The organism is Pseudomonas sp. 51_B (genome assembly GCF_017491595.1).
In the GTDB taxonomy this organism is placed as follows: domain Bacteria; phylum Pseudomonadota; class Gammaproteobacteria; order Pseudomonadales; family Pseudomonadaceae; genus Aquipseudomonas; species Aquipseudomonas promysalinigenes.
This window is the reverse complement of the sequence record NZ_JAFGYW010000002.1, coordinates 141,474-165,285: the sequence shown is the minus strand read 5'-3', so window position 1 is coordinate 165,285 and position 23,812 is coordinate 141,474. Positions and strand designations below refer to the sequence as shown.

At 61.1% G+C, this 23,812-nt stretch carries 21 protein-coding genes; 16 read left to right on the top strand and 5 right to left on the bottom strand.

Features of this window, described 5'->3' with window-relative positions:
- Positions 1-15 precede the first annotated feature (15 nt).
- The 9 genes from J5M56_RS03860 to J5M56_RS03820 all read left to right on the top strand — a co-directional run bounded on the left by J5M56_RS03860 (position 16) and on the right by J5M56_RS03820 (position 10,660).
- Positions 16-735, top strand: coding sequence for an ABC transporter permease subunit (locus J5M56_RS03860; RefSeq protein WP_207869820.1), 720 nt, complete (start codon positions 16-18; stop codon positions 733-735).
- Complete coding sequence (locus tag J5M56_RS03855) at positions 732-1,442, top strand: ABC transporter permease subunit (protein ID WP_060479643.1); 711 nt, start codon at positions 732-734, stop codon at positions 1,440-1,442. Before J5M56_RS03860 ends, J5M56_RS03855 begins: the two co-directional genes overlap by 4 nt.
- 15 nt (positions 1,443-1,457) lie before the next feature.
- The gene (locus tag J5M56_RS03850) at positions 1,458-2,702 is read left to right on the top strand and encodes an FAD-binding oxidoreductase (protein ID WP_186477348.1); all 1,245 of its coding nucleotides are present in this window, start codon (positions 1,458-1,460) and stop codon (positions 2,700-2,702) included.
- A 22-nt stretch (positions 2,703-2,724) separates the two neighbouring features.
- Positions 2,725-3,507, top strand: coding sequence for an amino acid ABC transporter ATP-binding protein (locus J5M56_RS03845; RefSeq protein ID WP_186477349.1), 783 nt, complete (start codon positions 2,725-2,727; stop codon positions 3,505-3,507).
- Between the two features lie 298 nt (positions 3,508-3,805).
- The gene (locus tag J5M56_RS03840) at positions 3,806-4,615 is read left to right on the top strand and encodes a type 1 glutamine amidotransferase (RefSeq protein ID WP_186477350.1); all 810 of its coding nucleotides are present in this window, start codon (positions 3,806-3,808) and stop codon (positions 4,613-4,615) included.
- Between the two features lie 435 nt (positions 4,616-5,050).
- Positions 5,051-5,962 carry a 5-dehydro-4-deoxyglucarate dehydratase gene (gene kdgD, locus J5M56_RS03835; RefSeq protein ID WP_207869818.1) on the top strand — a complete coding sequence of 304 codons (912 nt, stop codon included), beginning with the start codon at positions 5,051-5,053 and terminating at the stop codon, positions 5,960-5,962.
- Positions 5,963-6,064: 102 nt separating this feature from the next.
- Complete coding sequence (locus J5M56_RS03830) at positions 6,065-7,429, top strand: MFS transporter (RefSeq protein WP_060479648.1); 1,365 nt, start codon at positions 6,065-6,067, stop codon at positions 7,427-7,429.
- A gap of 78 nt (positions 7,430-7,507) precedes the next feature.
- The gene (gene garD / locus J5M56_RS03825; RefSeq protein ID WP_207869816.1) at positions 7,508-9,061 is read left to right on the top strand and encodes a galactarate dehydratase; all 1,554 of its coding nucleotides are present in this window, start codon (positions 7,508-7,510) and stop codon (positions 9,059-9,061) included.
- 18 nt (positions 9,062-9,079) lie between these two features.
- Positions 9,080-10,660 (top strand): aldehyde dehydrogenase (NADP(+)), encoded by a 1,581-nt coding sequence (locus J5M56_RS03820; protein WP_186477352.1) that lies wholly within the window; start codon positions 9,080-9,082, stop codon positions 10,658-10,660.
- 214 nt (positions 10,661-10,874) lie between these two features.
- On the opposite strand, the gene J5M56_RS03815 is transcribed toward J5M56_RS03820, so the two are convergent.
- A complete protein-coding gene (locus J5M56_RS03815; RefSeq protein WP_186477353.1) occupies positions 10,875-11,624 on the bottom strand; it encodes a FadR/GntR family transcriptional regulator in 750 nt (249 codons plus the stop codon).
- A 304-nt stretch (positions 11,625-11,928) separates the two neighbouring features.
- Here J5M56_RS03815 and J5M56_RS03810 point away from each other — a divergent pair, with 304 nt between their 5' ends.
- Both J5M56_RS03810 and J5M56_RS03805 read left to right on the top strand, forming a co-directional pair.
- A complete protein-coding gene (locus J5M56_RS03810) occupies positions 11,929-12,258 on the top strand; it encodes a hypothetical protein (RefSeq protein WP_060479652.1) in 330 nt (109 codons plus the stop codon).
- Between the two features lie 151 nt (positions 12,259-12,409).
- The gene (locus tag J5M56_RS03805; RefSeq protein WP_207869814.1) at positions 12,410-13,315 is read left to right on the top strand and encodes a LysR family transcriptional regulator; all 906 of its coding nucleotides are present in this window, start codon (positions 12,410-12,412) and stop codon (positions 13,313-13,315) included.
- On the opposite strand, the gene J5M56_RS03800 is transcribed toward J5M56_RS03805, so the two are convergent.
- The 3 genes from J5M56_RS03800 to J5M56_RS03790 form a co-directional block, all read right to left on the bottom strand.
- Positions 13,316-13,822 (bottom strand): DMT family transporter, encoded by a 507-nt coding sequence (locus tag J5M56_RS03800; protein ID WP_207869812.1) that lies wholly within the window; start codon positions 13,820-13,822, stop codon positions 13,316-13,318.
- 163 nt (positions 13,823-13,985) lie between these two features.
- Positions 13,986-15,275: a sorbosone dehydrogenase family protein gene (locus J5M56_RS03795; RefSeq protein WP_207869810.1), complete on the bottom strand. Its 1,290-nt coding sequence runs from the start codon at positions 15,273-15,275 to the stop codon at positions 13,986-13,988.
- Positions 15,272-15,700 carry a DUF2231 domain-containing protein gene (locus tag J5M56_RS03790; protein WP_207869808.1) on the bottom strand — a complete coding sequence of 143 codons (429 nt, stop codon included), beginning with the start codon at positions 15,698-15,700 and terminating at the stop codon, positions 15,272-15,274. Before J5M56_RS03790 ends, J5M56_RS03795 begins: the two co-directional genes overlap by 4 nt.
- 173 nt (positions 15,701-15,873) lie before the next feature.
- On the opposite strand from J5M56_RS03790, the gene J5M56_RS03785 reads away from it, so the two are divergent.
- Positions 15,874-16,173, top strand: a complete 300-nt coding sequence (locus J5M56_RS03785; protein ID WP_207869806.1) for a hypothetical protein — start codon at positions 15,874-15,876, stop codon at positions 16,171-16,173.
- Between the two features lie 94 nt (positions 16,174-16,267).
- Here J5M56_RS03785 and J5M56_RS03780 read toward each other — a convergent pair whose 3' ends face one another.
- Positions 16,268-18,454: an OsmC domain/YcaO domain-containing protein gene (locus J5M56_RS03780; RefSeq protein ID WP_207869804.1), complete on the bottom strand. Its 2,187-nt coding sequence runs from the start codon at positions 18,452-18,454 to the stop codon at positions 16,268-16,270.
- Positions 18,455-18,700: 246 nt separating this feature from the next.
- Between J5M56_RS03780 and J5M56_RS03775 the strand changes: the two genes are divergently transcribed.
- Genes J5M56_RS03775 through J5M56_RS03760 form a run of 4 tightly spaced genes read left to right on the top strand, consistent with a single transcriptional unit; the run spans position 18,701 to position 23,796 of the window.
- Positions 18,701-19,156 carry a (2Fe-2S)-binding protein gene (locus J5M56_RS03775; protein ID WP_060479658.1) on the top strand — a complete coding sequence of 152 codons (456 nt, stop codon included), beginning with the start codon at positions 18,701-18,703 and terminating at the stop codon, positions 19,154-19,156.
- Positions 19,156-21,405, top strand: a complete 2,250-nt coding sequence (locus J5M56_RS03770; protein ID WP_207869802.1) for a xanthine dehydrogenase family protein molybdopterin-binding subunit — start codon at positions 19,156-19,158, stop codon at positions 21,403-21,405. Before J5M56_RS03775 ends, J5M56_RS03770 begins: the two co-directional genes overlap by 1 nt.
- An 18-nt stretch (positions 21,406-21,423) precedes the next feature.
- A complete protein-coding gene (locus J5M56_RS03765; RefSeq protein WP_207869800.1) occupies positions 21,424-22,770 on the top strand; it encodes a cytochrome c in 1,347 nt (448 codons plus the stop codon).
- A gap of 12 nt (positions 22,771-22,782) precedes the next feature.
- Positions 22,783-23,796 (top strand): XdhC family protein, encoded by a 1,014-nt coding sequence (locus J5M56_RS03760; protein WP_207869798.1) that lies wholly within the window; start codon positions 22,783-22,785, stop codon positions 23,794-23,796.
- Positions 23,797-23,812 lie beyond the last annotated feature (16 nt).

Genomic DNA, 23,812 nt, shown 5'->3' with positions numbered 1-23,812 from the left:
TGCAAGGGGTTCGTCATGCTCGATCAATTGTATTTACTGTCATTGGCCAATGGAGGCTGGGGCCAAGCGTTGCTCGCTGGGGCGCTGGTGACCGTTTCGCTGGCCCTGGCCTGCCTGCCCATCGGCCTACCACTGGGGCTGCTGGTGGCAATCGCGGCGCGCTCGAACAAACGCCTGCCAAGAGCTTGGGCGACCCTGTTTTCCACCGTGTTCCGCGGGCTGCCCGAGCTTCTGACCCTCCTCATCATCTACTACGGATGCCAGATCGCGGCGCAAAAGCTGCTGGGCGCCATGGGCTATGAAGGCGAGTTCCTGATCAACACCTTCCTCGCGGCGATGATCGCCTTCAGCTTGGTGTTCGCAGCCTTCTCCAGTGAAATTTGGCTGGCTGCGTTCAAGACCCTGCCCAAAGGGCAACTTGAAGCTTGTTCGGCGCTGGGGCTGAGCAAGCGCACCGGGTTCATCAAGGTGGTACTGCCACAACTGACTCGCATCGCCCTGCCGGGGCTGTCGAATAATTGGCTGTCATTGCTCAAGGACACCTCGCTGGTATCGACCATCTCGCTGGTCGATCTGATGCGCCAGACCAACCTGGCAGTCAGCGTAACCAAGGAGCCGATGTTCTTTTACGCCGTGGCCTGCGTTGCTTACCTCCTATTCTCCGCTGTTTCGGGTCGGGCGTTCGCCTACATCGAACGCCGCAGCAACCGCCATCTGCAAGGAGCCCGCGTATGAGTGCCGATCAACTACTGGGGCTGATCATGGACCCTGACCTGCTGGAGCGCTATGGCCCACGTTTCGTCGATGGTTTGCTGGTAACCGCCAAGCTGGTGGCCATTTCCTTCAGCCTGGGCGCCGTCCTTGGCCTGCTGCTGGCCCTGGCGCGTATGTCTGGCAATTTGATCCTGCAACGCTTGGCCGCCAGTTACATCTACTTCTTTCGCGGCTCGCCGCTGCTGGCACAACTGTTCCTGCTCTACTACGGCCTTGGCTCTCTGAAGGGGTTCTGGCAAGACGTTGGGCTGTGGTGGTTTTTTCGTGAAGCCTGGTTCTGCACATTGCTGGCGTTCACCCTCAATACCGCCGCCTACCAAGCCGAGATCTTTCGCGGCAGCCTGATGGCTGTCGCGCCGGGCCAGTATGAGGCAGCGCGGGCGCTGAATTTGAAGCGCTCGACCACCTTCTTCAAGGTGATCCTGCCGCAATCGTTGCTGGTAGCCATCGGCCCGCTGGGTAACGAGCTGATATTGATGATCAAGGCCAGTGCCATCGCTTCACTGGTGACCATCTACGACCTCATGGGGGTGACCAAACTGGCGTTCTCACGCAGTTTCGACTTCCAGATCTACCTGTGGGCCGCGGTGCTGTACCTATTGATCGTCGAACTGGTACGGCGCCTGCTCAAACAACTAGAGGCCCGGCTGGGCCGCCACCTGAACTGACTCAAGGACCTATCCATGCATTGCCAAACCCTTGTACTAGGCGCCGGAATCGTCGGCGTCAGTACCGCACTGCACCTGCAGGCCCGAGGGCGCCAGGTAATCCTGATCGACCGCAACGCTCCAGGCAGTGGCACCAGCCATGGCAACGCCGGGCTGATCGAGCGATCCAGCGTGATTCCCTATGCCTTCCCCAGGCAGTGGGGCGCGCTGTTGCGTTATGGCCTGAACCGTCAGCCAGACGTGCGCTACAGCCTGCAGCATCTGCCCAAGGCGGCGTCTTGGCTGATGCGCTACTGGCACCAGTCGGCACCGGCGCGCCTTGCCGGGGCAGCGGCCGACATGCTGCCGCTGGTGCAGCGCAGTGTCGTAGAGCACGATGCGCTGGTTCACGCGGCCGGCCTTGAAGGGCTGATCCAAGCCAAAGGCTGGATCGAGGTGTATCGCGACCCTTGCCTGTTCGAACAGGCAAAGGCTGAGCTCAAAGGGCTGGCCCGTTATGGCTTGCAGTATGAAATCCTCGAGCGCGGCCAACTCCAGGCCCGCGAGGATGCACTTGGCAGTACGGCGGTCGGCGGTATCCACTGGCTGGACCCCAAGACCGTCACCAACCCAGGCGCCCTCACCCGAGGCTACGCCGCCCTCTTCACCCAGCGCGGCGGGCAATTCTTGCATGGCGATGCGCGCAGCCTGCGCCAGGTCGCCGGCCACTGGCAGGTCGACAGCCAGCGCGGGCCGATTACTGCACATGAGGTGGTAGCGTGCCTCGGACCTCAGTCCGGAGCGCTTTACCAACAGCTGGGCTACCGGATTCCGCTGGGCATAAAGCGCGGCTACCACATGCACTATGGCACCCGTGACGGCGGGAAGTTGTTGCATTCAATTTGCGATACCCAAGGCGGCTATGTACTGGCGCCCATGGCCCAAGGCGTGCGCCTGACCACCGGCATCGAGTTCGCCGCCAGCGACGCGCCGGGGAACGAAATTCAGCTCCAGCGCTGCGAGGCCCTGGCCCGCAAGCTGTTCCCAGCCCTCGGTGAGCGCTTGGACGACAAACCTTGGCTCGGCCGCCGGCCATGCTTGCCTGACATGCGCCCAGTGATAGGGCCAGCGCATCGGCACCCGGGGCTGTGGTTCAACTTCGGCCACGCCCATCACGGCCTCACACTCGGCCCAGTCAGCGGCCGCTTGGTGGCCGAGCTCGTCACTGGCGAACACCCTTTTACCGACCCTGCGCCCTACAGCGCTGCGCGTTTCGACTGATATCCAGCGGGAGAACAACAACATGACCGCACCAATGAGCGTTGCCAGCCCGGCCCCGGAACATGACCCACGCCGGGAGCTTATTCGCATCGAGCGCCTGAACAAGCACTATGGCGCCTTCCATGTGCTGCGCGATATCGACCTGCGCGTGCGCGAAGGCGAGCGTATTGTTCTGTGTGGCCCGTCTGGTTCGGGCAAGTCGACCCTGATCCGCTGCATCAATCGCCTGGAAATCGCCGAGCAAGGTAGCATCCGGGTTGCCGACACCGACCTGGCTGCCAATACCCGCCAGGCAGCTCAGGTGCGTAGCGAAATCGGCATGGTGTTCCAGCACTTCAATTTGTTCCCGCACCTGAGCGTGCTGGACAACTGCCTGCTGGCCCCCACCAGCGTGCGTGGCCTGTCGCGCAAGGATGCCGAGGAGCTGGCCTATCATTACCTGAGCAAAGTCGGTATCCAGAGCCAGGCTAAGAAGTACCCAAGCCAATTGTCGGGCGGCCAACAGCAGCGGGTGGCGATTGCCCGTGCGCTGTGCATGAAACCGCGCATCATGCTGTTCGATGAACCCACTTCTGCGCTCGACCCGGAAATGGTCGCCGAGGTACTGGAGGTGCTGGTGCAACTGGCCGGCTCCGGGATGACCATGCTCTGCGTTACCCATGAAATGGGCTTCGCTCGGCAGGTAGCGGAGCGGGTGCTGTTTCTAGAGGGTGGTCAAATCATCGAAGACAGCCCGCCGCAAGTATTCTTCAATCAACCACGCACCCCACGAGCCAAAGCATTCCTCGCTCAGATCCTGCACTGAAGCGCAGATCATTGCAGCGCTGCAATGAGCCAACTGCATCGTTAAATATAATTGACCTTGGCCCCTGCCAAACCCTTGCTGGCTAAGGCTCGCAAGGAGGCAAGACCCCATGATTTGGGGGCCTGAACGCGTTTGACTCGTTTGACATATCGAACGGCTCTGGCAAGCTATCGACAAGCCCCGACCGGATTCGCCCAGTGACGAGCCGGCAGTGCTCGGGACTTCAGGCAGCACACCCAGGCCACAGGCCGTGCACCTGCACAACAACGACAGGCAGAGCCCTGTCATAAGGTGACATATGTCCAACAGCAACATTGGCAACAAGCAACCTTCCCTGCGCAAACCCGTCGTTCTGATGACCATGGGCAGCCAAGAGCGCAAAGGCCATGACTATCAGGTCATGACTCACAAATACATCACTCCGCTGGTCGACTTCGCCGATTGCGTCCCGGTTCTGGTGCCTACCTGCTGCGGCATCGACGACCTGGAGACCTATCTGGACATGGCCGACGGCGTGTACCTGACCGGTGCCGGCAGTAATATCGACCCGGCGCTGTATGGCCAGGAAAACGAAACACCCGGTAAAGGCCAGGACAAGAACCGCGACCTGTTCGACATCCCGCTGGTCAAGGCAGCCCTCAAGCGCGGCCTGCCGATTTTCGGCATCTGCCGTGGCATGCAGGAAATCAACGTTGCCTTGGGCGGCGACATTTACCAGAAGGTCTATGCCGAGCCTGGCTTCAACGACCACCGAGAAAACCCGCAAGACCCTGTGGATGTGCAGTACGCACAAGTGCATGGGGTGAAGATCAAGCCGGGCAGCTGGCTGCGCGAAACCCTGGGTGTCGACGAGATTCGCGTGAACTCACTGCACGGCCAGGGCTTGCGCAACCTGGGTGCAGGCATCGAGCCGATCGCCCATGCCGAAGACGGCCTGGTCGAGGCAATCCACGCACCGAGCATCTCGCCTTTCCTGTTTGCCGTACAGTGGCACCCGGAATGGCAGGCAGCGCAAAACCCTGATTCGATCAAGATCTTCCAGGCTTTCGGTGATGCCTGCCGCGCGCAAGTGCGCAAAAGCCAGCTCAAGCGCCAACAGGCTGCCTGACACTCTTTTTCAGCTTCGTTAGCTTTGATCGCGGGGCGGCGCAAGGTCGCCCCCGTTCCCTCGGTCACCCTCTGCTGGTCCCAGAACACTTCCCGTAGGAACGGGCGGCGGGCTTGCGCCTGTCTCCGCGATCGTTTTTGAATCCCGCCAAGAGATACGATGACAAGCCTGCAGCTGAGCGGCGTTCAGGCTGCCATTCAGGTCATCGAGCACCAGTAATGACCCGTCGGCCGTGTAATCCACCCCACCCATATCCCCTGACACTATCCCTTTGGAAAATGGTTTGTCCGCGTAGAGGCCGGTAACTCCCTGGGCTGCCTGTTACGCTGCGAAAAATATTCTGCAAAGGGGGCTAGTCATCCGCGAGGTTGTACGATAACTTACCTCCAATGCAAAACAACACCCTCACCCAAGCGCCTTAGGATGCCTACAACAATGAATCCACAAGAACTCAAATCCATCCTCTCTCACGGCCTGCTTTCCTTCCCGGTCACTGACTTCAACGCTCAAGGCGATTTCAACCAAGCCAGCTACATCAAACGCCTGGAGTGGCTGGCCCCGTACGGTGCCAGCGCACTCTTCGCCGCAGGTGGTACGGGTGAGTTCTTCTCCCTGGCCGCCAGCGAGTACAGCCAGGTGATCAAGACCGCGGTCGACACCTGCGCCAAGTCGGTACCCATCCTCGCCGGCGTAGGCGGCTCGACCCGCCAGGCCATCGAGTACGCAAAAGAAGCCGAGCGCCTGGGTGCCAAGGGCCTGCTGCTGCTGCCTCATTACCTCACCGAAGCCAGCCAGGACGGTGTTGCCGCGCACGTCGAGGCAGTGTGCAAATCGGTCAACATCGGGGTAGTGGTGTACAACCGCAACGTCTGCCGGCTCAATGCCAGCCTCCTGGAACAGCTGGCCGAGCGCTGCCCGAACCTGATCGGCTACAAGGACGGCCTGGGTGATATCGAGCTGATGGTGTCGATCCGTCGCCGCCTGGGTGACCGCTTCAGCTACCTGGGCGGCCTGCCGACTGCCGAGGTCTACGCAGCCGCCTACAAGGCACTGGGTGTTCCGGTTTATTCTTCGGCAGTGTTCAACTTCATCCCCAAGACCGCGATGGACTTCTACCACGCCATCGCCCGTGACGATCACGCCACCGTGGCCAAGTTGATTGACGACTTCTTCTTGCCGTACCTGGATATTCGCAACCGTAAAGCCGGCTACGCCGTGAGCATCGTCAAGGCCGGGGCCAAGATTGCCGGTTACGATGCAGGCCCAGTACGCACACCGCTGACCGACCTCACCGGCGAAGAGTACGAGATGCTCGCCGCATTGATGGACAAGATGGGCCCGCAATAAGCGTGCTCTGCGGCCTGCCATTGCCGCCTCCGGAGTGGGCTGCCCCACTCCGGCTACAACTCGTGAGCCCGCACAAAAATAACTAGTGGGAGTGATGCCAACATGCAAGCGACTAAAAAGACGCATGTGCGCTACCTGATCCTGTTCATGCTGTTCCTGGTGACCACGATCAACTACGCAGACCGTGCAACCATCGCCATTGCAGGCTCCAGCCTGCAGAAAGACCTCGGCATCGATGCCGTCACCCTCGGGTATATTTTCTCCGCCTTCGGATGGGCGTACGTGGCCGGGCAGATACCCGGCGGCTGGCTGCTGGACCGCTTCGGCTCGAAGAACGTCTACGCCTTCAGCATTTTCACCTGGTCGCTGTTCACCCTGCTGCAGGGTTTTGTCGGCGGCCTGCCAGTTGCATGGGCAGTGGTGACCTTGTTTACCCTGCGCTTTCTCGTCGGCTTTGCCGAAGCCCCCTCGTTCCCCGGCAACGCCCGGGTCGTCGCGGCTTGGTTCCCGACCCAGGAACGCGGAACGGCTTCGGCGATCTTCAATTCAGCGCAGTATTTCGCCACCGCACTGTTTGCCCCGATCATGGGCTGGATAGTCTTCAGTTTCGGTTGGGAGCATGTGTTCGTGGTCATGGGGGCGCTGGGGATCCTGTTCTCCATGGTATGGCTCAAGACCATCTACAACCCGCGTCAGCACCCGCGCATCAGCCAAAGCGAACTGGACCACATCGAGCAAAACGGCGGCCTGGTCGACATGGACCAGAAGCGTGGTAACAGCGGCCCCAAATGGGGCTACATCAAGCAATTGCTGACCAGCCGCATGTTGCTTGGGGTGTACCTGGGCCAATACTGCATCAACGCCATCACTTACTTCTTCCTTACCTGGTTCCCTGTCTATCTGGTTCAGGAACGGGGCATGACCATCCTCAAAGCGGGCTTTATCGCCTCGCTGCCAGCGATCTGCGGCTTTATAGGTGGCGTGCTGGGCGGAGTCATCTCGGACTGGCTGCTGCGTCGCGGCAACTCGCTGACCTTCTCACGCAAGCTGCCAATCGTCTGTGGCTTGCTACTGTCCACCACCATGGTGTTCTGCAATTACGTGGATACCGAATGGATGGTGGTTGGTTTCATGACCCTGGCGTTCTTCGGCAAGGGTATCGGGGCCCTGGGCTGGGCGGTGGTGGCAGATACTTCACCCAAGCAGATCGCCGGGCTTTCGGGAGGGCTGTTCAACACCTTCGGCAATATTGCCTCGATCACTACGCCCATCGTTATCGGCTACATCATCAGCGCCACAGGTTCGTTCAAGTGGGCCTTGGTGTATGTGGGTGCCAATGCGCTGGTGGCGGTCTTCAGCTACCTGGTGATCGTCGGCCCGATCAAGCGTATCGAGTTGCGCGAAGATGCACCGCTTTCCAATTCTGAGCCAAGCGCTAGCAGCAAGCTGGCCACCTCGCAGCACTGAGTGATCACGCCCGTGCCGGCAATGCCGAAACGGGCGGATGTACAAAAAGCCTGAGAATCCGACAAGTAGGGCCCAAACATGCAGTTGATCGAACATTCCGATTCGCCCCGCTACGTACGCCTGCACGAGAACGATAACGTCGTGGTCGTAGTGAACGACGGTGGCCTAGGTGAAGGGGCGCGGTTCGCCGACGGCCTGACGCTGGTCGAAGCTGTACCACAAAGCCACAAGGTTGCGACCGTAACCATCGCTAAGGGTGAGGCGGTGCGACGCTACGGACAAGTCATAGGCTACGCGCTGGAGGACCTGCGCCAGGGCAGTTGGGTGCAGGAAAGCCAACTGGCAATGCCTGCTGCACCGGAGCTCGATAGCCTGCCGCGCTGCGACGCAGTCCCGGCTGCCCTGCCGCCACTAGAGGGCTTCACCTTCGAAGGCTTCCGCAACGCCGACGGCACTGTCGGCACCCGCAACATCCTTGGCATCACCACCACTGTGCAATGCGTAACCGGCGTGCTGGAGCACGCGGTCAAACGTATCCGCAGCGAACTGCTGCCCAAGTATCCCAACGTCGACGACGTGGTAGCCATCACCCACAGTTACGGTTGCGGCGTGGCAATCAACGCGCGCGATGCGTACATCCCGATCCGCACTGTGCGCAACCTGGCGCGCAACCCCAACCTGGGAGGCGAAGCGCTGGTAATCAGCCTGGGCTGCGAAAAGCTCCAGGCAGGGCAGGTCATGCACGATGGCGACCCTTCGGTTGACCTAAGTGAACCGTGGCTGTATCGCTTGCAGGACGCCACCCTTGGCTTCAGCGAAATGATCGAACAGATCATGGGCCTGGCCGACACCCGCCTGAAAAAACTCGACCAACGCCGCCGCGAAACCGTCCCGGCCAGCGAATTGATTCTTGGCATGCAGTGCGGTGGCAGCGACGCCTTCTCCGGCATCACCGCCAACCCGGCGCTGGGCTTTGCCGCCGACCTGCTGGTGCGTGCAGGCGCCACAGTACTGTTCTCGGAAGTGACCGAGGTGCGTGATGCCATCTACATGCTCACTTCCCGCGCCGAGAACCAAGAAGTCGCCGCTGCCTTGGTACGCGAGATGGACTGGTACGACCGTTACCTGCAACAAGGTGCGGCAGACCGTAGCGCCAACACCACGCCGGGCAACAAGAAAGGCGGCTTGTCGAATATCGTCGAAAAGTCCCTCGGTTCGATCGTCAAATCTGGCAGCGGCGCCATCCAGGGCGTCCTTGGCCCAGGTGAGCGGGTCAACCGCAAGGGCCTGATCTTCTGCGCCACCCCGGCCAGCGACTTCGTCTGCGGCACCCTGCAACTGGCTGCTGGCATGAACCTGCATGTATTCACCACTGGCCGGGGCACGCCGTATGGCTTGGCCATGGCGCCTGTGGTCAAGGTCTGTACCCGTACCGAACTGGCTCAGCGCTGGCCCGATTTGATCGACATAGACGCAGGCAGCATCGCCAGCGGTCGCTCGACCATCGAGACCCTGGGCTGGGAGCTGTTCCACTACTACCTGGACGTTGCCAGCGGCCGTAAGCAGACCTGGGCTGAACAACACCGCCTGCATAACGACATCACCTTGTTCAATCCGGCACCCATTACCTGATATCCCTAGGAGACCCACATGCCAGAGATCCTCGGCCACAACTTCATCGCAGGTCAACGCAGCGCCGCCGGCCCGCAACGCTTGCAGAGCCTGGACGCCACCACCGGCGAGGCCCTGCCTTACAGCTTTGCCCAAGCCACTGATGGCGAAGTCGATCAGGCCGCTAACGCTGCCAAGGCCGCTTTTGCTGAGTTCCGTCAACTGAGCCCGACGCGGCGCGCCGAATTCCTCGAAGCGATCGCCGCCGAACTGGACGAGCTCGATGACAGTTTCGTCGCCATCGTCTGCCGCGAAACTGCCCTTCCAGCCGCTCGCATCCAGGGCGAACGCGGCCGCACCAGCGGCCAAATGCGCCTGTTCGCCCAAGTGCTACGCCGCGGGGATTTCCTAGGGGCCCGGATCGACCTGGCTCTGCCTGAGCGCAAGCCGCTGCCACGGGTCGACCTACGTCAGATGCGCATTGGTGTCGGGCCTGTCGCGGTATTTGGCGCCAGCAACTTCCCGTTGGCCTTCTCCACCGCCGGTGGTGATACCGCAGCCGCCTTCGCCGCCGGTTGCCCGGTGGTTTTCAAGGCCCACAGCGGCCACATGGCCACCGCAGACCTGGTGGGCACGGCGATCATCCGCGCCGCCGAGCGCACCGGCATGCCCCAAGGCGTGTTCAATATGATCTTCGGCAGCCGTGTTGGCGAAACGCTTGTGAAGCACCCGGCCATCCAGGCCGTAGGCTTCACCGGCTCGCTGAACGGTGGTGACGCGTTGTGCCGCATGGCTGCAGAACGCCCACAGCCGATTCCGGTGTTCGCCGAAATGTCGAGCATCAACCCGGTGATCATCCTGCCCGGTGCCCTGGCCAAGCGTGGCGAAGCCATCGCGGGCGAATTGGCAGGCTCTGTGTGCATGGGCGCAGGCCAGTTCTGCACCAACCCAGGGATGGTAATCGGCCTGCGCTCGCCACAGTTCAGTCAACTGCTGACAAATCTGGGGCAGCAGCTGGATGCCCAAGCCGGCCAGACCATGCTCAATGCTGGCGGCCTGCGAAGCTACGTAGGCGGGTTGGAGCATTTGCAAGCCCATGCCGGCATCCAGCATCTGGCTGGTCAAGCCCAGGAAGGCAGTCAGGCCCGCGCGCAACTCTTCAAAGCCGATGCCAGCCTGCTGATCAACGCCGATCCGCTGCTGCAGGAAGAAGTGTTCGGCCCGACCACCGTGGCTGTGGAGGTGCAGGACGACGACCAGTTGCGCGCCGCACTGCTCGGGCTGCGTGGCCAGCTTACCGCCACATTGATCGGCGAGGCTGAAGACTTCGAGGCCTATGCGTGGCTGGTGCCTTTGCTGGAGGAAAAAGTCGGCCGCATTCTAATCAACGGATACCCGACCGGCGTTGAAGTGTGCGACGCGATGGTGCATGGCGGCCCTTACCCGGCTACCTCCGATGCCCGCGGCACGTCGGTTGGCACCCTGGCCATCGACCGTTTCCTGCGCCCGGTGTGCTATCAGAACTACCCGCAGGCGTTGCTGCCCGAAGCACTGCGCGACAGCAACCCGCTTGGGCTGCGCCGCTTGGTCAACGGGCAGTGGAGCGAAGGCTCGATTTAAAGGCTCTGAAACGCGCACGCTCCGCACGTGCGCTAACGCTGCTCAGTGAACTAGGGGGGTCGCTTTGCGGCCCTTTGCCCGCATAAGGCTGAGTACAAGGTCCGAGCAGGCCTTGGATTGACAGCATTATGCGGGCGTTTCCAGCATCAACCTTCTACAGAGTGGGGTGCATGCGGATTTACTTGCGAAGAGACCGGCACAAGCTCTTGAGCAATCAGGCCCCTTGCGCCTCGGCTTGCTCATGGGCCTGACGCAAACGCTCGCGGCTATTGCTCAGATGCATGCGCATGGCCATCTTCGCCCCTTCGCTGTCGCGCCGCGAAATGCTTTCATAGATCGCTTCATGTTCATGCATCAGTCGGCTCATGTAGTGCGCCTGGTCGTCGTGGGCCAAACGTGCCGAATTCAACCGGGTACGCGGAATGATACTGGTGCCCAAGTGGTTGAGAATATCAGCGAAGTAATGGTTGCCGCTGGCCTGGGCAATACGTAAATGGAACTGGAAGTCTGCCGACACCGCATCGTTGGCGTGGGCAGCACCCTCGTTGAGTTCGTCCAGCGCCGCGCGCATACCCGCCAGTTCTTCATCGCTGCGCCGCTGTGCCGCAAGGCCCGCCGCTTCGATTTCCAGGGCGATGCGCAGCTCCAGCACCGCCAGCACCTCGCGCAAGGTAACCACGGTCGCCGGGTCGATTCGAAAGCCGCCAGTCGCTGGTGCATCCAGCACGAAGGTGCCGATACCGTGTCGCGTCTCGACCTGCCCCGCCGCCTGCAGCCGGGAGATCGCCTCACGCACCACGGTGCGGCTGACACCCTCCTCGGCCATGATCTGCGATTCGGTCGGTAGCTTGTCGCCGCGCTTGAGTTGGCCGCTGCGAATGCGCTCGGTCAGCACCGTGACCAGTTCCTGAGCCAGACTGCGCGGCTTGCGCCGGGTCCTAGCCTGTACCTGCTGCTCTGTCATGCCGTGTATTTCACCTTGAAAGACAGCGCCCATGATAGCGCAAGCAGTTGTACGATCACATACACCCTATGCGGTATTTCACGCTCGCGCTTTACGTCGCTGGATTACCCTACTTGTCCGCTTTGCCTAAAGGGGTTGCCAGGGCCGGTCGGTGACATTAGATAGCCGCCATTGCCCCAAGTAGTGAGCGCTAAGAGAAATCCATGGGCACCCGCTAGGTCACAGCCTGATGGGAAAATGCTGGCCCCCAAGTTTCGCAAGCACAGGCAAACTCCTTTGATCTTCAGATGCTTAGGACAGCAACATGCGACCCATTCGAGCTACAGTAGCCGTCTTCTCACTCACCGCCTTGGCCTTCGGCGCACACGCCAAGCCGCTTGATCAGAACGACCGCAAAGTGTGTGGTTGGGGCTCGCAAATCGCCGCCGAAGCCCAGCAGGCGAAGCTTTCGGGTGTAACACTGTACGCCACCCGCAAGAAGCTGCAGGTCCGACGCTTCGCCAAACCTTGGATGCGCATGACCGCGTTCGGGATCACAGAACAGACCTACAACAGCCGCTCCAGGCTACCACCGGCTGCAATCAAGAAAACCTACTATGAGCAATGCATCCAGCACGCGATAGCGAAACGATAATTTATAAAGATCAATGTCTTATAAAGTATTCTTCATCCTGAATATTTCACATTTAACGTGAAGTGCATGCCCTCTTTGCAATTGAATACGCCTTGGGCGAAATTCGTTAGACTGATCTGACTCCAATTCAGCCGACGAAAGCATTCGCCCCATGGATGAGCTGCGTAAGATCGACCTCAACTTGCTGCTGGCGCTGCACGCATTGCTCACTGAGAAGCACGTGACGCGTGCGGCCTTGCGCCTGCACCGCAGCCAACCAGCGGTTAGCCACGCCTTGGCGCAGTTGCGGGCACACTTCGACGACCCCCTACTGATTCGCCAACGCGGCCAAATGACCTTGACCGCACGTGCGCAGGCGTTGGCCAAACCACTGCAGGATGCCCTAGGCAGCCTCAACGGTTTGTTGGCCGCACCACTGTTCGACCCTGGCCAGGCGCACCGACGTTTCAGGCTGTCATTGTCGGACTACGCCTCGCGCATCATTTTGCCGCCACTGGTGCGCTACCTACGCCGGGTCGCCCCAGGGATCGACCTGGCTATCAGTCAGGCCAGCCGTGAAACCATGCTCGCCCAGTTACTCGATGGTGAACTGGACCTGGCATTGGGGATTTTTCCGGACCTTCCAGCCGGGATCATCACCCAAACCTTATTCGAAGACAGTTTCATCAGTGTCGCAGACCATCAGGTGCTGCCGGCTGCAGGCGAACTCACCCTAGAACAGTGGCTGACGCGCCCTCACGTGCTCATGGCCATGCATCCCGATGCCCATGATGAAATCGAGCAGGCTCTGACAGAGCAAGGTCTACGGCGCCATATCGCCCTCGCGTTGCCACACTGGAGCGCGGCAGTGGACGTGCTGAGCGGCACGGACCTGATCCTTACCGTCGCCAAGCGCGCGCTCGGGCCGCAGTTGCACCCTTCTCTGCGCCAGTTCGCCCCACCGCTCCCGATAGCCGCACTGGCCTATCAGCAGGCCTGGCACGCACGCAAGGACAGTGACCCTGGCCATCGCTGGCTGCGCGAGGCCGTGTGGGCGTGTAGCCAGTCAGAGCATTGATCAGCGCTCGATCATGGCTCGGCCGGGCTCTGGGCTCGTGGTCCAGCCTCCCTGCACCAGCAACACGCCGCCAAGGATCAACAACACACCCGCTACCCTGGCCAGGTTCACGGGTTTGCTGGCAGCTCCCACCAGGCCAAAATGATCGACAATCACCGACGTCAGAATCTGGCCTGCCACCACCAAGACCAGAAAGCCTGCCGTACCCAGCTTGGGTGTCAAAGCTGCAGCGCCAGCCACATAGAGCGCGCCCAGCACGCCGCCAATCCATAGCCACCAAGGCCCCTGCGCGGCTTTGCTCAGGTCAGGCATGGGCACACGCAGAATCAGCAACGCTGCAATCACTACCAGCGAACTTACCGTCAGAGAGGTGAACGCCCCCCACAACCAGTGCCCGAGTGCACGACCAACCGCGGCGTTGCTAGCTGCTTGATACGGCAGCACCAACCCCGCCAGCAAGGCCATCAATATAGGGAGAGCAGTCAGTAAAATGGATTTGGAGATCATGATCGAGCCCATCGGTATACAAGATGAGCAGATCATCACTTGATAAACACTGATTATGGAAATCGAAGATATGCACGCTGATCATTCGTGCTACGAATGCCCCACCCTGAAGCCTGTCCCTTTCGCGACATGATGGCGAAAAGGACAGGCTGGGGCTCAAGCTTTACTTGCGGGTAACCCGCCACACCGTGTTCGCCAGGTCGTCGGCGATGATCAGCGCGCCTCGTGGGTCGACGGTCACCCCCACTGGGCGGCCACGGGTCTTGCCATCTTCACCACGGAAGCCCGTCGCAAAGTCGATGGGCTCGCCTGCAGGCTTGCCGCCTTTGAAGGGTACGAAGATCACTTTGTAGCCGACGGGGTTCGGGCGGTTCCAGCTGCCGTGTTCACCCACGAACGCCCCTTCGGCAAACCGCTCACCCATCGCTGCATTGGAGAAATCGACACCCAGCGCAGCGACGTGGGAACCCAAGCTGTAATCCGGCTTGATGGCGGCAGCCACCTTGTCCGGGTTCTGCGGCCTAACGCGCTCATCTACGTTCTGCCCCCAGTAGCTGTAGGGCCAGCCGTAGAAGCCACCCTCACGCACCGAAGTGAGATAGTCCGGTACCAGGTCCGGGCCCAGTTCGTCACGTTCGTTGACTACCGTCCACAGTTGGCCGGTATCTGGCTGGATGGTCAATGCGGTTGGGTTGCGCAGGCCGGTGGCGTACGGCCTATGGGCTCCGGTGACCGCATCCACCTGCCAGACCATGGCGCGGTCTATCTCCACCTCCATGCCGCGCTCGGTGATGTTGCTATTGGAGCCTATGCCCACATACAGATAGCGGCCATCGGGGCTGATGGTCAGCGATTTGGTCCAGTGATGGTTGACCTGCCCTGGCAGGTCGGTGAGTTTGCTGGGTGGGCCGCCGGCTTTGGTCTGGCCATCCTGGTAATCGAAACTCACCAGCTCATCCTGGTTGGCGACGTACAATTTGCCGTCGGCATAGGCCAGCCCATAAGGCGCGTTGAGGTTTTCGGCGAATACCGTCTGCATCTCGTAGGTGCCATCACCATCGGCATCGCGCAGCAGGGTCAAACGGTTGCCACCTTTGACCTGGGTATTGCCCTGGGCCTTTATCTGACTGGCGATCACATCCTTGGGCTTGAGCTTGGCGGCGCTGCCGCCACGCCCCTCGGCGATCAGAATATCGCCATTGGGCAGTACCAGGCTTTGACGCGGAATCTTCAGATCGGTGGCGATGGCGGTGATGCTGAAGCCCTCGGGCACTGTAGGTTTCTGATCACCCCACTGCGCCGGTTGGGCGATTTTCATACTGGGCAACAGCCCGCGCTCAGGCGCAGGCAGCTTCGGATCAGGGCCCAGCGCTTGATTCGGCTCACCGTCACCACCACAGGCGGCCAACAGCAGGGCCACGCTCAACAGAGAAAGTGCGTGCAATGGCTTCATGCTTCAACTCCCGAACGCAGATTGCTCAAGCCCAGCCCAGCGGCCACGCAGGCCAGGATGCTGACGATTACCGACAGCACCAACCCAGCGGGCATCACTGCCCAGGCATCCTTGGCGTGTTCGAAAGCATTGATCAGGCCCAGCACCCACGTCACCAACAGCAGCAGCAGGTAAATGGTCGGCCGCCCAGCTTTGCGCCGAGCGCGCACCAGGTTGGCCAAGGCGAACAACAACGCCAGCCCGCAGAACAACAAGCCACCGGCTATCAACCATGCGGCGAAGTTGCTCCACTGGATCTGATAGCTCATGTAGTAGGCAATGTCGCTCAGCAGTGCGCCGAGAAACAACGGTACCGTGCCGGCCAGCAAAATCGCATGCAGCGGGCTGGGCGTGCATCGGTAAAGAGTGTGCTCTGTAGCGCTCACGGCGCCTCCTTATCAGTCGGTATCCTAAGGCTGGCAGACTGGCGCGCGGCTCGGTCCATCAGGCGTGCGCAGGGTGCGCTTAAGAAGGGATCACCTGGATGTGCGGATAGTTCACCGCTTGGCTTGATGCAAGTGGTCTTGAAGACTCCATGCACGGGTGACAAGGGGGCAGGATGGGCATCGAGAACATACGCCATAGGGCGTGCTGGGCTGCAGCTGTGCTGATGGCCGTGAGCTTGGTCATCAATGCCGGATGCTCGAGCAAAAGCACCAAGGCGCGCTACTATGCCGCGGCGCCTGGTTCCAACTGTTTCGCCAAGGCGTTGCCCAGCATTGGCGAAGGCGGACTTGCCTGGGGCAATACCCTAGGCATCGCCAAGCAGAAATCGTTGAACAATTGCATCCGATACGCCGGCCGCTCCGGCGGCACACCTGGCACATGCCAGGTAGTGCTCGCCAAATGCAAGCACTGAGGTTCAAGGCCGGCTGGCGCCGCAGACGGCGACGGCGCATCGCTAACGGCCAGCCAATTGCGTCGCCAACGGGCGCACAGCGCCCTGCCAAGGCTCAGGCGAACTTTGCCCGGGCAGCATGCAGCTTCTTGTAGCTTTCGATCAGGCGCAGATGTCGGTCCAGCCCTTCGAGTTTCGTGCTGGTCGGCGTCAGGCCGTAGAATCGAACGCTTGCCTCGACCGACCCCAGCGCTGCATCCATTCGCTCATCGCCGAACATACGCCGCAAGTTGGTCTCGTAATCGGCGATTTCAAGTTCATCGTCCAGGTACACCTCCAACACCACGTTCAGCGCCTGGTAGAAAAGCCCGCGATCGACAGTGTTGTCATTGAATTGCAGGAACGCCTCGACCAGCTCCTTGGCATCCTCCAAGCGCTTGAGCGCAAGGCAGATCAGAAGTTTGAGCTCCAGAATGGTCAGCTGGCCCCACACCGTATTCTCGTCGAATTCAATGCCAATCAGCGTGGTGATAGTGGTGTAGTCATCCACGTCGAGGTTGTTCAGGCGTCGGCGCAGGGCGCGCAGCGCTCGGTCGTCGAGGCTGTGCAGGTTGAGAATGTCGGCGCGAAAATCCAGAGCGCGGTTGGTGTTGTCCCAGATCAGGTCTTCAACCGGGTAGATCTCGGAATAGCCTGGCACCAGAATGCGACAGGCAGTGGCGCCGAGATTGTCGTACACGGCCATGTAGACCTCTTTGCCAAGGCCTTCGAGGATGCCGAACAAGGTTGCCGCTTCCTGGCTATTGGAGTCCTCACCGTGGCCTGAGAAGTCCCATTCGACGAACTCGAAGTCGGCCTTGGCGCTGAAGAAGCGCCACGACACCACACCGCTCGAATCGATGAAATGCTCGACGAAGTTGTTCGGCTCGGTGAGGGCATGGCTTTCGAAGGTCGGTTGCGGCAGGTCGTTCAGCCCCTCGAAGCTGCGCCCTTGCAGCAGCTCGGTAAGGCTACGCTCAAGCGCCACTTCGAAGCTTGGATGGGCACCGAACGAGGCGAATACCCCGCCGGTACGCGGGTTCATGAGTGTCACGCACATCACTGGGAACTCACCGCCGAGCGATGCGTCCTTGACCAACACCGGAAACCCCTGCTCCTCCAGGCCCTGTATACCGGCCAGGATGCCCGGATACTTGGCCAGCACGTGCGGCGGAACGTCCGGCAGGGCCAGCTCCCCTTCGAGGATCTCGCGTTTGACGGCACGCTCGAAAATTTCTGACAGGCACTGTACCTGGGCCTCGGCCAAGGTGTTACCAGCGCTCATGCCGTTGCTCAGGAACAGGTTTTCGATCAGGTTGGAGGGAAAGTACACCACCTGTTGATCGGACTGGCGCACGAATGGCAGCGAACAGATGCCGCGCTCGGTGTTGCCCGAGTTGGTGTCGTACAGGTGCGAACCGCGCAGCTCGCCATCTGGGTTGTAGATGCCTAAGCAGTGCTCATCGAGAATCTGCGTGGGCAAAGCGTCTTTTGGCCCAGGCTTGAACCATTGCTCGTTCGGATAATGCACGAACGGCGCATTGGCAATGTCCTCACCCCAGAACTGGTCGTTGTAAAAGAAGTTGCAGTTCAGCCGCTCGATGAACTCACCCAGCGCCGAGGCCAGCGCGGCCTCTTTGGTCGAGCCCTTGCCGTTGGTGAAGCACATCGGCGACTGCGCATCGCGTACGTGCAGCGACCAGACGTTAGGCACGATGTTGCGCCATGAGGCGATTTCGATCTTCATGCCCAGGCCTGCGAGGATACCGGACATGTTGGCGATGGTCTGTTCCAGCGGCAAGTCCTTGCCGGGAATGTAGGTGGTGGTTTCGGCCACCGGCATCAGCAGGCCCTGGGCATCGGCGTCGAGGTTGTCGACCTGCTCGATGATGAACTCAGGGCCGGTCTGCACGACTTTTTTCACGGTGCAGCGATCGATCGAGCGCAAAATGCCCTGACGATCCTTCTCGGAAATGTCCTCAGGCAGCTCGACCTGAATCTTGAAGATCTGGTTGTAGCGGTTTTCCGGGTCGACGATATTGTTCTGCGACAGGCGAATATTCTCCGTGGGAATATCGCGGGTCTGGCAGTAGAGCTTGACGAAGTACGCCGCACACAGCGCCGAGGACGCCAGGAAATAGTCGAACGGGCCAGGGGCCGAACCATCGCCTTTGTAGCGGATCGGCTGATCGGCGATCACCGTGAAGTCGTCGAATTTGGCTTCAAGACGAAGGTTGTCGAGAAAGTTGACTTTGATTTCCATGCGGACAGTACCGTGATTTAAGCGTGCAAAACGAAATTGGCCGGCATTATCCGGGTTTTCGCCCCGGAAGTCCCCTTCGCCATCCCGTGCGCCTACCCAATCCAACGGATTGCTTGCCTGATCCTGCGAACCCCCATCTGCAACCAGACCAGTGGTCGTATCTGTGTGCTAGCGTTTCTGGATTGGGGGGCAACGAATCCCCCAGTCGACAGTCAATGCCATCAACCGATGATCAGCAGGTGAGCCATGGAACTTCGTATCAACCAGACGACCTACCAGGTCGACGCCGATGCCGACACGCCGTTGCTGTGGGTACTGCGCGACGACCTGGGCATGACTGGCACCAAGTATGGTTGTGGGCTGGCCCAGTGCGGTGCGTGTTCAGTGTTGGTCGATGGCAACGTTGTGCGTGCCTGTGTCACCCCAGTAGCCGGGGTGGTTGGCCGCGAAGTCACAACCATCGAAGCGGTAGAGGCCGATGAAGTCGGCAAGCGTGTGGTCGCAGCTTGGGTCAAGCACCAAGTGGCGCAATGCGGCTACTGCCAATCTGGTCAGGTCATGGCGGCCACGGCGCTGCTCAAGCACACCCCCAAACCTAGCGATGAGCAGATCAACGCGGCGATGGTCAATCTCTGCCGCTGCGGCACCTATAACGCCATTTACACGGCGGTGCATGCACTCGCCCAAGGGGAGCAGGCCTGATGAATACTCCCATCGATCATGGCGCAGTGCTAGTGGAGTTGCAAAAGGGCGAAACCGTCAATCTGTCGCGTCGTCGCTTCCTGGCCGGCACCGCCGTGGGTGCACTGGTGCTAGGTTTTGGCCTACCACTGGGGTCGGCTCGGGTACAGGCGGCGACGCCAGCCACAGCAGAACGCGGCACCCAGGTTCCGGCGTTTCTGGAGATCCGCCCTGATGGCAAGGTGCGCCTGCTCAGCCCATTCATGGAAGGCGGTCAGGGCCCGTTCACGGCCATGGCGCAGATCGTTGGCGAAGAACTGGACGTTGACCCTGTCAATTTCCTGGTCGAGAGCGCCCCGCCTGGTGAAGCCTATGTGGTGATGGAAAATGGCATGCGCATCACGGGCGGTAGCATGTCGGTGCGCATGAGCTACCCGACCATGCGCCGGCTCGGCGCTCTTGGCCGGGCCATGCTGCTACAGGCCGCCGCCGAGCAATGGCGCGTGCCAGTCGATGAGCTGACCACCGAGCCTGGCAAGGTCGTGCACGCAAACTCCGGTCGCTCACTGGCGTACGGTGAACTGGCCGGCCGCGCCATGGACCTGCCGGTTCCGGATCCAGGCAGCGTCAAACTGCGCGACCCCAGCCAGTTCCGCTGGATCGGCAAACCAGTACCGCGCTTGGATGCCTACGACAAATCCACGGGCAAGGCCCAGTACTGCATCGATATCAAGGTCGACGGCATGCTGCATGCCGCCGTGCAGCATGCGCCGCGCCTGGGCATGACCGTGGGCAGCCTACGCAATGAGGCGCAGGTCCAGGGCATGAAAGGGGTGCATTCGGTGCACCAGCTGCCAGGGGCGGTAGCCGTGGTGGCCGAGCGCTGGTGGCACGCCAAGCGCGCCGTCGAGGCGATTCAGGTGGACTGGAAGGAGCCTGGGGCCGACAGCCAAGTGCGGGCAATGCCGGCAGACTTCTCAAGCGATGGCTGGCGAGAGCACTTGGCCAATGCGCAAGGCCCGGCCCGCGACGATGAACATGAAGGGGACGTTGAAAGTGCCTTGGCCAATGCCAAGACCACGGTCCAAGCCAGCTACCAGAACCAGTACCTCAACCATGCCCAGCTCGAGCCGCCGTCCGCCATCGCTCGCTTCAACCCTGATGGGACCCTCGAGGTGTGGCTGCCTAACCAGGCCCCGGACATGTTCCGCGATGACATCGCCAAGCGCACCGGCCTGGACGCGGCTCAAATCACCTTGCACTCGCCGCTGCTCGGTGGCTTCTTCGGTCGCCATTTCCTCTACGACTCGGCCAATCCCTATCCACAAGCCATTGCCCTGGCCAAAGCCGTCAATCGCCCGGTCAAGCTGATATGGAGCCGTGAGGAAGAGTTCTTGCGCGACGTGCTGCGCCCGGTGGCGGTGGTCAAGTTCCGCGCAGCGCTGGATGCCGACGGGCTACCGGTAGCCCTCGAAGCGATCAGCGCCACCGAAGGGCCCACCGAAGCCCTCGCGGGCAAACAAGGCGAGAAAGTCGACCCCACTGCTGTAGAGGGGCTTTCGGGCAAAGCCTACGCCATCGCCAACAAGCGTGTCGCCCAGATCTATGTGAAAGGCCCAGCAATGCTTGGTTACTGGCGCTCGGTGGGCAACTCGCTGAACGACTTCTTCTACGAATCATTCCTCGACGAATTGGCCGACAAGGGCGGCAAGGACCCTTACGAACTTCGCCTGCACTTGTTGCGTGACAATCAGCGCCTGACCAACCTGCTGCACGCGGTGGCCGAACTGTCCGGAGGCTGGAAGCGCGGGCCATTCACCGCTGAGGACGGCAGCAGGCGCGCCCGTGGCATTGCCATGGCTTCACCGTTTGGCTCGCAAGCGGCGGCCATCGCTGAGGTGTCCATCGAAAACGGTCAGGTCAAGGTGCATGACATATGGCAGGCGATTGACCCCGGCAGCATAGTCAACCCCTCGATCATCGAGCACCAGGTCAACAGTGCAGTGGCACTGGGGCTGTCGCAGACGCTGGTGGAGGAAGCGGTCTTCATCGATGGCAAGCCCCGTGCTCGCAACTACGACTTGTACCCAATCCTCCCACCCTCGCGTATGGCTCGGGTGCATGTACGTATCGTCGAGAGCGGAGCAAAGATGGGTGGCATCGGTGAGCCGCCGTTGCCGGCAGTGGCGCCTGCCGTGGCCAATGCCGTGGCGCAGTTGACCGGCCAACGGGTACGTAGCCTGCCCTTGAGCCGCCATACCTTCAGCTGACCGGAAAAGGACTGCCCAATGAGCCAAAGTCGTTTCGCCAGAGCCGCTGGCTGGCTGGCCGTGCCATGCTTGATCGCTGTCGGCCTGCTGGCCTGGTACGTGACCCGCGAACCCGCCAGCCCCTTCAGCGCCGACCAAACACCCCATTTCGACCCCGCGCAGGTCAGCCGCGGCGAGTATGTCGCCAGGCTGAGCGATTGCGTCGCTTGCCACAGCCTGCCCGACAGCAAGCCGTTTGCCGGTGGTTTGGCCATGGCCACGCCCTTGGGTACCATCCATGCGACCAATGTCACCCCTGACCGCGAGACTGGCATCGGCAATTACAGCCTGGCTGATTTCGATCGCGCCGTACGCCATGGGGTGGCGCCCGGCGGTCGTCGGTTGTACCCCGCCATGCCCTACCCCTCTTACGCCAAACTCAGCGATGACGATGTGCAGGCGCTGTACGCCTTCTTCATGAGTGGTGTGCAGCCAGCTCATCAGGCAAACCTGCCAAGCGATATCCCCTGGCCGTTGAATATGCGCTGGCCCATTGCCTTGTGGAATGGGCTGTTCGCCGCCAAGGCCCCTTACGCCGATAAGGCCGGGCAGGATGCGTTGTGGAACCGCGGCGCCTACATCGTTCAGGGACCAGGCCATTGCGGCAGCTGTCACACCCCGCGCGGCCTTGCGTTCAATGAAAAAGCGCTCGATGAAGACGGTAAACCCTACCTGGCCGGCGCGCTACTCGATGGCTGGTACGCCCCCAGCCTTCGCAGCGACCCCAACACCGGCCTTGGCCGTTGGAGCGAGGCTGAAATCGTCCAGTTCCTCAAGACAGGCCGCAATCGGCATGCGGTCGTCTACGGGTCCATGACCGAAGCGTTCAACAACTCCACCCAGTTCATGCACGATGAAGACCTGAACGCTATTGCTCGCTACCTCAAATCCCTGCCCGGCGACCCTGAACGAGACGGTGCGCCTTGGCAGTATCAAGCGTTGTCGGCAGCCACACGGTTGGACGACCCCGGCGCCCACACTTACGTGACCCGTTGCGCCAGCTGCCATGGCCTCGATGGCAAGGGCCAGGGGCAATGGATGCCACCGCTGGCCGGTGCCACTTCGGCGTTGGCCCGCGAAAACGCCTCGGCGATCAACATTACCCTCAACGGCTCGCAGCGCGTAGTCGCCGCCGGAATACCGGATGCTTACCGCATGCCCGCCTTCCGCGAACAGTTGACGGACCCGCAGATCGCGGCGGTGCTGAGTTTCGTGCGCAGCGCCTGGGGCAATAACGGTGGCACGGTGGACGCGCAGGCAGTGAGCAAGCTACGTGGGCACACCGACCCGGCCAGCAGCAGCCCAATCATTCTGCACATGCGTTGAGGGCCCGGGCCAATGGAAAGTATCGACTTGTTGGTGCTGCGTAGCGCACACGATTGGCTGCTGGCAGGCGAACGCGTACTGCTGGCCACCGTCGCCCGCACCTGGGGCTCATCGCCCCGGCCAGTAGGTTCGATGATGGCCTTGCGCGGCGACGGCCGGGTGGTGGGGAGCGTATCGGGTGGCTGCATCGAAGACGATCTCATCCACCGCTACACCACCGCCTACCGCGGCGAGGGGATGCCATCAAGCCCACCGCAGGTGGTGCGCTATGGTGTCAGCGCCGATGAAGCCCACCGCTTCGGCCTCCCCTGTGGCGGTACGCTGGAGTTGATCCTCGAATTCGACCCAGCGCTGGCAAGCCTGGGGCAACTGCTGCAGCTACTGGAGGATGGCAAGCTGGTGCGCCGGGCGCTGAACCTGCAGAGCGGTCAGGTTCAATTGACCACCAGCGTGGCGCCTGAACCGTTCCAGTTCGACGGCAAAATGATGGGCAACCCCCTCGGGCCGGGGTATCGCCTACTGCTGATCGGTGCCGGGGTGCTGGCCGAATACCTGGCAACCATGGCGCTGTTCAATGGCTTCAAGGTGGCAGTCTGCGACCCTCGCCCCGAATACATGGACGGGTGGAATGTTGCAGGTGTGGAGAAGATCGTCGGCATGCCGGATGACGTAGTGCGCGCTTTTACCCCCGACCTGCGCAGTTGCATCGTGGGCCTAAGCCATGACCCCAAGCTCGACGACCTGGCACTGCTCGAGGCGTTGCGCAGCCCTGCATTTTACATTGGCGTGATCGGCTCACGGCGCAATAACCAGTTGCGCCGTGAGCGCCTGATCGAGCATTTCGGCGAAACCGAAGCCTCACTGCAAAGGCTGCACGGGCCGATTGGCATCTATATCGGCAGCAAGACCCCTGCGGAGATTGCCGTCAGTGTCATGGCCGAAATCCTGGCGGTCAAGAACGGTATTACCTTGCCGAGCGCGGTCGATGTCAGCGCTGCCAAGCGGGCGCTTGAGGCTCAGGATTAAGCTACCAATCCCTTGG

Coding starts and splice junctions, on each gene's coding strand:
- J5M56_RS03860 (WP_207869820.1), top strand. CDS start 16: ATGCTCGATCAATTGTATTTACTGTCATTGGCCAATGGAGGCTGGGGC.
- J5M56_RS03855 (WP_060479643.1), top strand. CDS start 732: ATGAGTGCCGATCAACTACTGGGGCTGATCATGGACCCTGACCTGCTG.
- J5M56_RS03850 (WP_186477348.1), top strand. CDS start 1,458: ATGCATTGCCAAACCCTTGTACTAGGCGCCGGAATCGTCGGCGTCAGT.
- J5M56_RS03845 (WP_186477349.1), top strand. CDS start 2,725: ATGACCGCACCAATGAGCGTTGCCAGCCCGGCCCCGGAACATGACCCA.
- J5M56_RS03840 (WP_186477350.1), top strand. CDS start 3,806: ATGTCCAACAGCAACATTGGCAACAAGCAACCTTCCCTGCGCAAACCC.
- kdgD (WP_207869818.1), top strand. CDS start 5,051: ATGAATCCACAAGAACTCAAATCCATCCTCTCTCACGGCCTGCTTTCC.
- J5M56_RS03830 (WP_060479648.1), top strand. CDS start 6,065: ATGCAAGCGACTAAAAAGACGCATGTGCGCTACCTGATCCTGTTCATG.
- garD (WP_207869816.1), top strand. CDS start 7,508: ATGCAGTTGATCGAACATTCCGATTCGCCCCGCTACGTACGCCTGCAC.
- J5M56_RS03820 (WP_186477352.1), top strand. CDS start 9,080: ATGCCAGAGATCCTCGGCCACAACTTCATCGCAGGTCAACGCAGCGCC.
- J5M56_RS03815 (WP_186477353.1), bottom strand. CDS start 11,624: ATGACAGAGCAGCAGGTACAGGCTAGGACCCGGCGCAAGCCGCGCAGT.
- J5M56_RS03810 (WP_060479652.1), top strand. CDS start 11,929: ATGCGACCCATTCGAGCTACAGTAGCCGTCTTCTCACTCACCGCCTTG.
- J5M56_RS03805 (WP_207869814.1), top strand. CDS start 12,410: ATGGATGAGCTGCGTAAGATCGACCTCAACTTGCTGCTGGCGCTGCAC.
- J5M56_RS03800 (WP_207869812.1), bottom strand. CDS start 13,822: ATGATCTCCAAATCCATTTTACTGACTGCTCTCCCTATATTGATGGCC.
- J5M56_RS03795 (WP_207869810.1), bottom strand. CDS start 15,275: ATGAAGCCATTGCACGCACTTTCTCTGTTGAGCGTGGCCCTGCTGTTG.
- J5M56_RS03785 (WP_207869806.1), top strand. CDS start 15,874: ATGGGCATCGAGAACATACGCCATAGGGCGTGCTGGGCTGCAGCTGTG.
- J5M56_RS03780 (WP_207869804.1), bottom strand. CDS start 18,454: ATGGAAATCAAAGTCAACTTTCTCGACAACCTTCGTCTTGAAGCCAAA.
- J5M56_RS03775 (WP_060479658.1), top strand. CDS start 18,701: ATGGAACTTCGTATCAACCAGACGACCTACCAGGTCGACGCCGATGCC.
- J5M56_RS03770 (WP_207869802.1), top strand. CDS start 19,156: ATGAATACTCCCATCGATCATGGCGCAGTGCTAGTGGAGTTGCAAAAG.
- J5M56_RS03765 (WP_207869800.1), top strand. CDS start 21,424: ATGAGCCAAAGTCGTTTCGCCAGAGCCGCTGGCTGGCTGGCCGTGCCA.
- J5M56_RS03760 (WP_207869798.1), top strand. CDS start 22,783: ATGGAAAGTATCGACTTGTTGGTGCTGCGTAGCGCACACGATTGGCTG.